General features: G+C 41.8%; 9 protein-coding genes. 2 read left to right on the top strand and 7 right to left on the bottom strand.

Annotated elements, in window-relative coordinates; translation table 11 throughout:
- Positions 1-36: 36 nt before the first annotated feature.
- Complete coding sequence (locus C9J41_RS21305; RefSeq protein WP_107294997.1) at positions 37-261, bottom strand: hypothetical protein; 225 nt, start codon at positions 259-261, stop codon at positions 37-39.
- 548 nt (positions 262-809) lie between these two features.
- On the opposite strand from C9J41_RS21305, the gene C9J41_RS21300 reads away from it, so the two are divergent.
- A complete protein-coding gene (locus tag C9J41_RS21300; RefSeq protein WP_107208406.1) occupies positions 810-1,508 on the top strand; it encodes a cytidine deaminase in 699 nt (232 codons plus the stop codon).
- 247 nt (positions 1,509-1,755) lie between these two features.
- Here C9J41_RS21300 and C9J41_RS21295 read toward each other — a convergent pair whose 3' ends face one another.
- The 5 genes from C9J41_RS21295 to sigZ all read right to left on the bottom strand — a co-directional run bounded on the left by C9J41_RS21295 (position 1,756) and on the right by sigZ (position 9,439).
- Entirely contained in the window at positions 1,756-3,279 is a 1,524-nt protein-coding gene (locus tag C9J41_RS21295) for a glutathione synthase (RefSeq protein WP_107288046.1), read from the bottom strand.
- A 28-nt stretch (positions 3,280-3,307) separates the two neighbouring features.
- On the bottom strand, positions 3,308-5,137 hold the full coding sequence (locus C9J41_RS21290) for an ABC transporter ATP-binding protein (RefSeq protein WP_107208404.1): 1,830 nt from the start codon (positions 5,135-5,137) through the stop codon (positions 3,308-3,310).
- Positions 5,127-6,962: an ABC transporter ATP-binding protein gene (locus C9J41_RS21285; RefSeq protein WP_107294996.1), complete on the bottom strand. Its 1,836-nt coding sequence runs from the start codon at positions 6,960-6,962 to the stop codon at positions 5,127-5,129. Before C9J41_RS21285 ends, C9J41_RS21290 begins: the two co-directional genes overlap by 11 nt.
- A complete protein-coding gene (gene gshA / locus C9J41_RS21280; RefSeq protein ID WP_107294995.1) occupies positions 6,959-8,632 on the bottom strand; it encodes a glutamate--cysteine ligase in 1,674 nt (557 codons plus the stop codon). The genes C9J41_RS21285 and gshA overlap by 4 nt, the downstream gene beginning before the upstream one ends.
- Positions 8,633-8,848: 216 nt before the next feature.
- Positions 8,849-9,439: an RNA polymerase sigma factor SigZ gene (gene sigZ / locus C9J41_RS21275; RefSeq protein WP_107208401.1), complete on the bottom strand. Its 591-nt coding sequence runs from the start codon at positions 9,437-9,439 to the stop codon at positions 8,849-8,851.
- Positions 9,440-9,724: 285 nt separating this feature from the next.
- On the opposite strand from sigZ, the gene C9J41_RS21270 reads away from it, so the two are divergent.
- Positions 9,725-10,063: a cytosolic protein gene (locus tag C9J41_RS21270; RefSeq protein WP_107208400.1), complete on the top strand. Its 339-nt coding sequence runs from the start codon at positions 9,725-9,727 to the stop codon at positions 10,061-10,063.
- Between the two features lie 190 nt (positions 10,064-10,253).
- Here the strand turns inward: C9J41_RS21270 and C9J41_RS21265 are convergent, their stop codons facing one another.
- Positions 10,254-11,963: a L,D-transpeptidase family protein gene (locus C9J41_RS21265; RefSeq protein ID WP_107208399.1), complete on the bottom strand. Its 1,710-nt coding sequence runs from the start codon at positions 11,961-11,963 to the stop codon at positions 10,254-10,256.
- Positions 11,964-12,475: the final 512 nt, after the last annotated feature.

The following is a 12,475-nucleotide window of genomic DNA, read 5'->3' as shown; positions in this document are numbered from 1 at the left end:
ATATATTATTGGTTATTACAGCCAATTACGACCACATCAATATAATGGCGGATTAACACCGAATGAATCAGAACGATTATATTGGTTAACCTCTAAAACCGTGGCTAGTATTTGTTGACCACTACAAGTGTAATCTCCTGATATTTCATCTATAGCAAGCGTTAATTGCTCAAGCATACCTGAACTACCTTCAATCGGTTCCCACTTGCTCTTATTTGATTCGGCCAATACATTCCAATATGTTGCTGTGCTTTTAGACATACTCCATTCCTTTATCTACATCAGTGTATTAATAAGTATTCTTACTTTTATACAAAAATATACGCATAAAATACCTTCATCATACTCGATATAATCTCTATATATTATGATGTTGATGGCGTTTTTTTACATCTAACGCTTTATGAGAGGATGAGGCAGATAAATAAACTAGCCACAATAGCTAACTCATGTTTAACAGAAATCATTTTCGGAAAAAAAATTAGCACATCATAAATAACAGCAGGAATGAAAAGTCACTTAACGTTGTGGTCAATATTTATTGTGTCGAACATGAGTGTTAGTAGCAGTAACGCACATTGTGTTCCCTGACAAAAAAGAGATGAAACTGAATTTGCTGCGGCTCATATTGAATTAAAAAACACTGTAAAATATTGCTTTATCGATCAAAGTTTTGAATTGTAATACACCCTACTACCACTGCCATTAGGTAATTAATCACAGTTTGTCATTTTTAATTTACGATACATTGTACATTGATAATTCCATTGATAGCCTTTTTTTCTCATATAATAAAGGGAAGTAACATTATGAGATATATAAGAATTATCGGTTGTGCTTTAGCAGTAATGCTTTTGTCTGGATGTGTATCTAAAAAAGCAATGGATATTCCATCTGACTTTTGGCAAACGGGAGGAGATAAAAATATCGCAGTTGCATTTGTCCAACCACCAGAAATGCAGGCGCATCGATCAGGTGCTGAAGGTTTACTTGATCTTGCTATCAACGAAATGGTGACTGATAGTGTTGAATCTCATATTCAATCACTAACGCATGATAAGTTTGAAGTAGGCAAGTCAAAAGTTGCGAAATTGATAGAGAATCGGGGAAGCCACAGCGTGATTATCCCAGAATATTATAAAGCGACTGACGAACATAAACTTCCAAAAGATGAACTTAAAAAAGGTTACTTCGATTACGATGTTTCTGTCGTGAAGGATCAGTATCAAGCAACACATCTACTTGTTATCCAAATCATGGCTGCGGGCACGCTGCGTGATTACTACGGCTTTATTCCTCTTTCAAAACCTCGTGGCTATGTGAATGCGGAGGTCACGCTGGTTGATCTGGGAAACAATAAGATCGTAATGGAGCATCGAATTTTAGAAGAAGTACTGTTACCAGAAGATGTTGATTGGGATGATTCAGATAATCAATACCCGGAAATTACGAAGGTTGTCAATCTGGCGTTGGAAAGAGCGGCAAATCGACTACCGGAACTATTGTAATAAAGTCATTGAAAAAAGAGCCTATTGGGTAAATGCCGTTCACATAAGTGTGAACGGCATTTTTTGATTCTTTCACATTATGCTTACGAGTAGACTTAACGCATTATTGGACAATTCTGAGTTAGCGCCTTTGCTAATTTAGCAATATACGAATAACTCTAGGTACTGGAAAATCGCGCGATAGAGGACTAATTTCGTAACATGGCTCGATATAGAGCCATCAAACAGATACATCGCGAATATATAGTTAGTTATTAATCAAGACTAACGAGTCCAAAATCCCCTGCCCGCTATGTATTCCGCCCTCATTCTCACTGGCAGGCTTACTGCGTATTAAGTATCCAGCATAACCGTTATTTTCAGTAACAGGCTTACCTTGATAATGCGCAGTAAAAAGCCCCACTTCACTAACAAGGTCGCTAACTAAGGTTTGCTTGCCATCTCGAACGGCAATGGTTGGGGTGTCGCGTTCATGTGGGTACAAGCGCTGCATTAACGTCCACGCATTGTATTCTTCTGGCTTTAGTCGTTGCAAAATAGCACTAATATCCTCTCCAAATACGCAGTGACCGCCACCTTCCCCTTGGTTCTTCAATACCCACTCTTTTTTATTCGCACTCTGATAAAACCATTCAATACTTTCTGCGGTGATCGCCTTCATCTCTGCCAACACGCTTTTCACTAAATGGGCTTCATTAAGGGACAATCCCCATTGAATATAAGCTTCGGCTGGCATTTGCGTTAATAGCATTTGCATAGATTTGCTCGTCGCTAATTGTTGACTGATGGTGGCATTCATCGCCACGTAATGCTTTTCAATAAACAAGCGAGTTTGGCTCAATGTGTGACAACAAATGTCTTCATCCAACTCTGGCGCGCAGTAATCTGAATATTGGTAACCCGCGCGTAAATACACGGTATCAATAGCGCCAACACCATCAAGGATTAAACGCTGGTTATCACCACTTGAAAGTTGAGTGCTCAATTGCTCGAATGTACGTCTAACGGTACGAACGCCCAACTTATGTAATGCCACCTCCAAAAGATGTTGGTCATACACATTGTCTTCTCCTTTTTGGACGATCATTAAGAATGTTGGCTTTTGATCAGGATTTTTGCTTACACCATTCTTGTCAGAATCAGCAAAATGAGCTTGAACCTTTTTTGCTGCTGTTGCGATGCCTAGGGCTAATTGTTCCAATCCTTGGTTATCGGCAGGTGTTGCTGAATCATCTTCTAGCCACTCTAGGTAAACCTCGTTCCATTGGTTTTCAACAAAACGATGCAGCTCGAAAGCACGTTGACCGAAAGGGCCCATTCCCGCCGCTATGCCATTAAATTCAATAACTTTCGCCCCGTATTGTCGGTCATCCATAAAATCTGTTCTCATTAATAACAGCGGCTGACGAGCAGGTTGCTTAGGGGCGGTTTTATCGCCATGAGCTTGTTGATGGAGCTCCATTAAGCGACCGAAGAACGGGTCGGCTTTCGCCATCTCACTCAATGAGGTTTGCAGAAAACGATGATCTTCAGAAACGTTGCTCACCAATTTAGCAATCAATGGCGTGACCTTACGTAGGTGGTCATACGTTGAACGTTCCATTGTCATCGGCGCAATACTAAAGGGAACATGCCTTGCGGTATTGTCAGCCTGACGAAATGCTACGCCGTGCATGATTTCCCACTCAAGGATGTCTTCAATCACTTGCTCAGATACAAATTGTGTTTGATCAGTATCATTAGATTCGATGTGCGTTGTGTGGTTTTTCATAATGTTCTTGCTCGTCATAATTAACTATTTATGCTGCACTGGCGGCGGTTAAACCAAGCGTGCTGTTTTGAGTGTCATGTTCTTCTTGCGCTTTTTGACTCAGGTACAAATCTCGATAGTCGCCATCTTGAGCAATCAGTTCTTGATGTGTGCCTCTTTGTACGACCTTGCCGCTGTTCATCATCAAAATCTGATCAGCGTTTTGAATGGTAGATAACCGGTGTGCCACAGCAATAACCGTTCTGCCGCCCTGGATATTATCAAGCGCCTGTTTAACCGCTTCTTCCGATTCACTGTCGATATTCGCCGTGGCTTCATCGAGTAGAAATATTTTCGGATCGTGGGAAATCGCCCGAGCTAACGCCAATAACTGCCTTTCCCCAACGGAAAGCGAGGCACCGCCATTACCTGGTTTGTGTTCAAAACCATCAGGTAGACGATGAATGAATCGGTCTGCTTGCACCAATTGGGCTGCATGAATCGCTCTCTCACGGCTTTTCGCCAATGTGTTTGCACTTGTTTTATCAATGGTAAGAACATCGTGAGATAAGTTAATGTTATCTTCAATTGAACCACTAAAGATGGTTGGATCTTGCGATACCAAGCCAAACAACTTACGCAATTGTGCTTCTGGAAGAGTTCGAAGCGATTGCCCGCCAATGAAAATGTCACCCTGCTGTTGTTGATAAAAACGCATTAACAGATTGATTACGGAGCTTTTCCCGCTTCCGGTATGGCCGACAATTGCGGTGAACTCACCACTTTTTGCTGTAAAGCTAACGTCTTTAAGCACGGGGTTATCTTCTTCGTACCCCATAGTGACATTGCGAAACTCAATATCGTGACTATCATTGAACTCTACCTCTGGCATCACTTGATGATGAACCTCAGACTCATCGTCTAGTAGCTCAAAAATACGTTTTGACGATACCGTAGCAACCTGCAATTTATGCAGTTCCATCGATAACTGTCGGAACGGGTCAAAGAATCGCTCAACATAGTTTAAGAAAGCGTATAAGGTGCCCACTTCCACAACGGTCGACATTGAAGCCCCTGCAAACCAGGCAACAATACCCGCTACGGTCAGCGTCCCAATCAAACGGGTCAATGGCAACAACATCAAACTATCAATGGCTACCGATTTGGTTCTGAAGTTAAACCAGCTTTGATTTTCTTTCTCAAACTTGGTTTGAAAGCGTTTCTGCTGGCGAAACGCTTGAATCAACGCCATTCCCTGTAACGACTCATTGATTTGGCCATTGATGTTGCTGACTTGAACTCGAATGCCATCAAATACTGGCGTTGAAATCTTGCGATATAGATGCATGGTCACAAGTAATATGGGGATCAACACCAAGCTTAATAACATCAAACGCCAGTCTAAAAACGCCATAGCAATAAAAGTGGCTAAAATACGTAAGGTTCCTTGAACCACGGTAGGTAGCGTCGACACGAACATATTTCGCAATGACTCAGTGTCGTTAGTAATGTAAGAGACCAGCTTCCCCGTCGGCAGCTTGTCGAATGTCGCAATGGGAAAGTTCAGCACATGGCGAAATAACTGCTCGCGCACATCTTTGACCACAAGCAATGCGCCGTGTTTAAAAGCGACCGCCTGAAAATACCCGAACACCGCAGCTAAAACGTAAAAAAACATAACCAGCCCAATCAAAAAGATAAGCTGTTGCCATTCAAATTGCTGAGGCACGATTACGTCATCAAGGACACTTTTTGCCAACCAAGGAATTGTCATTTCTGCACTGACCGCTAGCCCCAACATGACAAATGCAAAACCAAAACGAGCTTTGTGCGGCAATGCAAACGCTAACAAACGGCGATAAAGCGTATTATTTCCCATGGTAGATCTCCTTCAGAGCAGGATCGTTGTTAACGTTAAAAGTACTGCTTGAACGTGCATGCAATGCTTCTGCGCTCACCAACGGGCCTTTCTCCCCTAACTGACTTTGACGCTGATAAACCATGGAATACCAACCTTGGTTTGCCAATAATTGATGATGAGAACCGCGTTCCTCCACCTGACCATCGTTTAATACTAAGATTTGGTCAGCTTCAATAAGGTTGGTCAGGCGCTGGGTGACAAGCAGCATCGTTTTGTGAGAATAATACGATTTTAAATTTTGACGAATTTGCGCCTCTGTTTTTATATCTAATGCGCTGAAAGGATCATCTAACAACAAGATATCAGTGTCCGACAGGAGTGCTCTAGCAAGTGTTAATCGCTGCTTTTGGCCCCCCGATAGATTCGTACCGCCTTCTCTAAGTCGGGTATCAAAACCCTCGGGCATCGCTTCAATTTCTGCTCGAATAGAAGCCATGTCTGCCACATGCTTTATTTCAGCCAACGACGCATTCGGTTTTGACAGGGCAATGTTCTCTGCGATCGTGCCGGAAAATAAATACGGCTTTTGAGGAACCCAAGCCATTTTGCTGCGCAAAGCATCAAAGGTGAGGCTGTCACTTTGCATGCCTGAAACATGAATACTGGATGGCTGCTCAAGTTTAAATTGACGCAAAGCCAGATGCAGAAGCGTACTTTTGCCACTGCCTGTTGGCCCAGTAATGCCCACTAATCCACCTGATGGCACTTCAAACTTTACGCTCTCCAAAACTCTTCGATTTGATTGCTCATAGCTAAATTCTCGGATATCAAATGACATACTTGAATCCGAATCTTTGGCTAATGTTAGATCCCCCTCAACCACTTCCGAGTGTTCCGCAAACAAATGCTCCAACCGACGCCAAGAGGTCTTACCCCGTTGAAAGACATTGAATTGCCAACCAAACTGCATAAATGGACCCAGCAGTTGACCAAGGTACAAAGTAAAAGTCGTAAAGAGACCGACAGTGATACTACCCTGTTCGATTAACCATGCGCCGTATCCAAGAGCGATCACAAACGACAATCCGTAAACCAATTGTATTGTTGGAGTGAACGCTGCATCGACTTTCGCTACAGTCAGATTGGCATCGACCGTTTGGTCTAAGGTTTGTCCAAAGCGTTGTTCTTGACGACCAGAAATACCGTGTGTACGAACCGCACGAATGCCCGATACCGTTTCACGCGTCTCTTCCGTTAAATCAGAAAATGCAGACTGTGCCTTTCCAAAAGCTTTATGTAGCTGCACTCCATAACGACGAGTGATCAGCACTAACAACGGAAAGGGAAGCAGCGCAATGGCGGTCAGTTCACCACTGACAACAAAAATCATCCCTAAAATGACGGTTATACCTGCGATGAAAGAGTCCACTAACGTCATAATTCCCATGCCCATAGTCTCTTCAACAGCGTTAAGATCATTGGTTGCATGCGCCATTAAATCACCAGCACTGCGGCGAGCATAAAAAGCAGGAGGAAGTTGTGAGAACTTTTGAAACAATTCACTGCGCATCACACGAGTAATCGCAATAGACGCCCCATATAACTTGCTTTGCCACACAAAGCGCAGACCATACATTGCCGCACCCGAAACAATGATTCCACCGACGTAGATAACTAGGTTGTGTGCATCTAATGTTCCTTGATTAATGCCGTCGACTACTCGACCGATCAGCCATGAAGGCACCAAATTGATCAAAGCAACCAACTGCAAAGCGATAAGAGCAATGAGATAGTGCCGGCCATACATTTTGATGTAGCCTTTTAATTTCCAAAGCATATTCATAATTGATTAGCTGGCTCTTTATTGTCTTGAAATTGCATCGAATATCTTTGCATTGATAACGCGGCATCAGCCCGAGAAGGCATTTCACAATTGATATGACGTTTTTGGGCTAAATACTCATCAAAGTTTTCTTCATTTCCTGCCTCTAGCTGTTTTTGCTCAAGTAAAGAGTTGTATGCCAGCATTTGTAATTGCGTCATTTCATCGTCAGAGAGCGTATCGCTCAAATATCCTTGTTGGTGCTCGTCTGAATAGCTTTTCATTAACGTTGTGAAGTTTAGGTTTTCTTGCTCCATAACCGCTAAAATTTGTGCTGAAGGCGTTAACTGGCTGGCATCAAACTTGGCTTGTTCACGCATCACGGCTTTCTCATAGCCATTAGTATTCTGCCCGCCATCCATGATGGTCGCCATTTTGGCTAACAGGTTCATTAGTGGTTTCGCCAAATCCGTCAGTAGCACCTCACCATTCAAGGTAGGCAACATCAAATTCGGCTTTCTGCCCTGTGTCGCGACCAACTCTTGCCTTTGCATAATCAAGGTTCTTTCCTGCTTACTTATTTCAGGGCTAGGCGATAATGCGCTGTAAAGTAGAAATAGATCGATGAATTGACTTTGAAGTTCATCAATACCAAGCGGTAACAAAGGATTATTGTCCAAACTGCGTAATTCTATGTATTCCACCCCGTAATGACACATGGCCACCAATGGGCGCATTTGTGCATTGACAATTTTAGGACGTATGGAACCGTATAATTCATTTTCGAGTTGAAGAACCGAACCATTCAACTGTTGATGCTCTGCTAAGTATGAATATTGCACACTGGGTTGAGTTAATGCTTTGCATAGTCCGATCAGATAATCCTGTTTGCTATTAAAGCTGATCGGGAATCGAGATTGCTCACTACTTCCGTACCCTAAGTTACTTAAGCGCAACGATGTCGCCCAAGGTAAGTAATCTGTCGTGCTATCTAAATGCAGTAACTGATAAGGCTTATCTCGCAGATAGCTCTTGTCGGCTGCGGGTGAAGCACCAAACAAATATGGAATGATCCAACCATTGCGTAGAACATTGCGGATCAGATGAAAATATCGCTCAGAAATAAAATCTTCTAGCGGCAATTGACTTTCTGTATTTGCATGAAGCATCTGCCAGAAAGGTTTTGGTAACGAAAAATTGTAATGAATGCCTGAAATAAGCTGCATTCTTTTTCCATAACGGTTTGCTAAGCCTTCTCGATAACGCATCTTCGCCATACCCACATTGGATGTGCCATAATTTGCTATCGCAATATCACTATCTAAAGGTAGAGACGGAGGCATACTTGCCGCCCACATTGATTCACCTTCCGGCAAATGTGTAGCTACAAAGTGGTGTAACGAAGCCAATTTTTTAAATGTTTCCTTTCTACCGGTCACCGCAGGCGTCACTAGTTCCAACTGTGCTTCTGAAAAATCGGTCGTGATGTATGGGTGAGTCAGTGCGGAACCTAGCGATTTCGGATGGGGCCGGTGCGAAAGCTGAGCACTTGGTGTCACTCGAAGCATTTCACGCTCTATACCACGACGAACACCTTGCAGTGTATCTTGCACATCATCACTTGCTATAAATACCAACAGCGACTCATCAACCAGAGTCTCTATATCAATTGGGGTGGCTTTATTTTTCATTTGTCTTATTCAATAAAAGTGTTATTCACTCTGTGAAGACGCAATAAAACCAAAAAAGACGCAAAAATATTCGCTATTTTTATAATTAATTTTTGACGAAAATGTGGATGGGAAAGGCAAGGAAAAAACGCTGTTGTTAGGCAAGGTAATGAGGCTGTCACAAGTGCATCATAGTAAAAATCATGCAGTTGTACGCCCCAGTATTCAAGAAATCATCTAGAGTGTAGTCACCTGGGCTGATTGATGAACACCGTCATTCATCGCGCTTGTTTTGCAGAACTCTACGCACTTTGGATCAGGGTCAAAATCGACAATTCCCTCACCTCCTGCTTCGATGTTGCAGCAATCCATTAAGATCTCTTTTAGCTTTACGCGACCTCGTTGAATGCGACTCTTCGTTGCTGAAAGTGATAGCCCTAATTGTTCAGCAACAGCCTGCTGCGACAATCCATCAAGCTCTGCAAGAATCATCACTTGCCGGTATTTCTCGGGCAAGCAATCAAACATTGGACGTAAACACTGCGCCACCGCTTGCAGGTTAATTAGCTCTGCCGACATCTCTTCTGCCACTTGATTGTCAAGCAACTCTTCGTGAATTTGTTGAGTCCGATAAAAATCCATAATCGTATTATGCGTAATGCGATACAACCAATTGTGGAGCTTATCTCTCGATTCTAGTTGTTCAATCTTTTGACTGGCCTTGATGTAAACGTCCTGCAAAATGTCATCAGCTAAATCAAGATCTCCCGTCTTTTTCACTATGTAACTTCTTAGTTGATCTTTGTGTATGAGCCACTCTGCTAACATAGCGTTTCCTCAATTATCGATACCTACTCACTATATTTCGATAATAATCGAAATATAGTGAGTAGGTAAAGCGCAAAGATCTAACAATTCAAGCAACCATTCCCTGTCACATTTAAGGCATCCCATGTCCGCGCAAATGAAAGCAACAAAATGAGCTACTTTTTCAGGCTTACGTTTCTTGTCGCCACGGTCACTCTCAATACCTCGCTAGTTTTAGGCGCAATATCTACTCCACTCAGCCCTGATAGTGATAGAATCTGCATATCAGAATTACCGAGAAACTCTATGTTTATCCATCACGTTAACGACATTGACTGGCTGGTGATCACAGCTTTTGAAGAATTCAAAACTATGTTTATCGAAGAAGCCGGTAAAATACCTTATTGCTTCTCTACCACCAGCGAATTAAGCCTGATTGATCAAGCCAAGCGGACTTATGGGTATTTGCCTGTACTCCGCGGTGTTATCACCGATACAGGTACATTTCAAAGCAAAGATAACGAAGAAGGTTTGAACCCACAACTTGCTTGCCTCGTTGAAGGACGCGGTCGAGTGTTCATCTATCACGGTGGCTTTGTCGCTTTTGTGGATGACGAGCAAACCTTTATAACCCGAATAGACTGAAAATTGATCAGTAATTACTCATCGAAAAATTGGCATCCCTCCCCGCTCATCCGTCAGCATTTCATTTATTAACAGCAGCCTATAAATATTGCCCGATTAAATACAGCAAAAAGGCTAAGTGTTTTGCACTTAGCCTTTTTCATACGCTGAATAAGCGCTTTATTCTTCGAAACTAAAATCTACTTTCGAATTAACTACTTTGCCCATTCAATGCCAGTGCCATACGTTGATGAGTGCGGTAATTGGGAATCGAAATAAATTGATTCTGAATCGGTTTAGCGCGAGGGCTATCGTAACCGTAAATATCAGGACGTATCGCTAACTGACCATTCGGTGTTACCCATGCCGTTAAGTAAGCCACATCAAGATTCACATGTGTATCCAAGCCAATCTCACGGTGGTTGTTGGTATTAATCATATCGTCAACAGAAGGCAAGTTAGGCATATTTTGGTAAGACAAAATAAGTGTCGCCATTTTACGTGGTTGTTGTACACGCATACAGCCAGAGCTTAAATCGCGATGACGACGATTAAACAATGGATACTCTGATTGCGCTTCATCGTGCATATACACAGAGAATGAATCAGGCATCAAAAATGCAACTCGTCCAAGCGCATTTTCAGGGCCAGGATCTTGACGAAACTCATGAGTAAATGTTTTTGGATTTACCGTTGCCCAGTCAATAGAACTCGGTGGCACAACAGAGCGATCACTCCAGCTATTAATCACATCCATACGACTATTCGTTAAGAAATTAGGATTTGCTTTAGCCGATGGAATCGTATTCTGCACTTTAATGGTTTCAGGTACATACCAGTATGGGTTTATCACAACCGTATTAATGTATGACTGAAACAAATTGGTTGGACGTTTTGGCATCCCATCAATAATTTTCGACTCAAAAACTGGCTTTTGATTATCGTATAGCGTCATTTTGTAATCAGGAATATTCACAATAATTTGTGGACCATCCCCTTCTAATTGGGCAAAACGCTCACGTTGTAAGTTTAATGCAGCAAGACGTACCAAACTTGAATAAGGGCGTGTTAATTGACTCATAACGTCAGGCCCGATAATGCCGTCCATCTTCAAGCCATAGTTTCCTTCAAAAGCTTTGATCGCTTGGTTAATCACACCAGTATTGGTAATTGTTGCTTGAGCCACAACTTGTTGATACTCAGGCTGAGTTAAATAACCCAGATTCCAAAGCACCGTTGCAACTTTGTCGCCATAAGGGATCGGCTCACCAATGCTAATAACCTTATCGAAGTGAACAACACTTGAATCCAGTGGGTTAGCTGGCAAACTTAATAAATGGTTAATCACCCCCATTGTTGGAACAAACTGCGAAGAAGGAATAAGAGAATTGATTTTTTGAACCGTTAATGGGAAATATTTCTGCGCCATTGTTAACGACAAAGGCGTTAATTTTACTGGCTGTGAATTGTATAACGGTCGAGGATCTTGCATTAACTGGTGCACATAATCCACGTACACCAAATAGGTATCCGTTAATAGTAAATCAAAGCCACGCTCATCTTGCCTTGTCTCTAATTTCTTCAACTCTTGTAGGCGCTGCTTCATACCAGGTAGTGTATCTGAATCTGCCAACGCTTGTAATTGCGGCATGATCGCACTGACAAGCGCAGGGTTTAACCAAAATGGCATGAAGTTATTATCAGCATATAGTGCATCTAAGATGTTATCGTTACACACTTTTACGGTTGATTGCGGACATAAAGACGCAGTGCTATTTATCTTAACACCATCTAACACATGCCAATCTAAATCTGGTTGCGCCACATTATTAGCAGCAAAAGCCGAGCCACAAGTCAATAAAGCCGAAACCGCCATTACCGAACCAATGAATGTATTTATTTTTTTTCGACTAAACTTCATCCAACATTCCTTAACTAAAACTAAGGAAGTAAAATTTTACCTCCTTAGCATTTAAATCATTCTCATTAAAAAGTGACAAAGATTTCAAAGTAACTAATAGTGAGTAATTTATGCTAAAAAACGATAAGTGGAAATAACACTTTCGGAATATTAAATTTTAACCTGAACTTTGTTCGATTGCGGTTGATAAAAAATGATGCAATAAAGATCATTAATTGTTTGTTTTGTTAAAATAAATTTCTCAAAAGTGCCAATGAATCATTATTTACAAATAGTAAATAAAAGCGAAATAAATTGAACGATATTCGGTAATTTAAAACTAAATGCAAACCAATAATAGAAATGAACTGATTCTTTTTTTGTGCTCATGAATGCCGCTAGTTATTGTGATTACCGAGGGAGGTTGACGGTTTAAATACCGAAGGATTCTGTCGTTGTCTTATTTATAATAGTTCACTATGGCAGAGTTACTCTTATTCGATAATTGAAGCCTTGGCACGTGCCTCCCGTAA

The sequence above is a fragment of the Photobacterium sp. GB-50 genome (genome assembly GCF_003026755.1).
GTDB lineage: Bacteria > Pseudomonadota > Gammaproteobacteria > Enterobacterales > Vibrionaceae > Photobacterium.
Note: the sequence above shows the minus strand (reverse complement) of the source record. Positions and strands in the feature narration are given on the sequence as shown.

Coding starts and splice junctions, on each gene's coding strand:
- C9J41_RS21305 (WP_107294997.1), bottom strand. CDS start 261: ATGTCTAAAAGCACAGCAACATATTGGAATGTATTGGCCGAATCAAAT.
- C9J41_RS21300 (WP_107208406.1), top strand. CDS start 810: ATGAGATATATAAGAATTATCGGTTGTGCTTTAGCAGTAATGCTTTTG.
- C9J41_RS21295 (WP_107288046.1), bottom strand. CDS start 3,279: ATGAAAAACCACACAACGCACATCGAATCTAATGATACTGATCAAACA.
- C9J41_RS21290 (WP_107208404.1), bottom strand. CDS start 5,137: ATGGGAAATAATACGCTTTATCGCCGTTTGTTAGCGTTTGCATTGCCG.
- C9J41_RS21285 (WP_107294996.1), bottom strand. CDS start 6,962: ATGAATATGCTTTGGAAATTAAAAGGCTACATCAAAATGTATGGCCGG.
- gshA (WP_107294995.1), bottom strand. CDS start 8,632: ATGAAAAATAAAGCCACCCCAATTGATATAGAGACTCTGGTTGATGAG.
- sigZ (WP_107208401.1), bottom strand. CDS start 9,439: ATGTTAGCAGAGTGGCTCATACACAAAGATCAACTAAGAAGTTACATA.
- C9J41_RS21270 (WP_107208400.1), top strand. CDS start 9,725: ATGTTTATCCATCACGTTAACGACATTGACTGGCTGGTGATCACAGCT.
- C9J41_RS21265 (WP_107208399.1), bottom strand. CDS start 11,963: ATGAAGTTTAGTCGAAAAAAAATAAATACATTCATTGGTTCGGTAATG.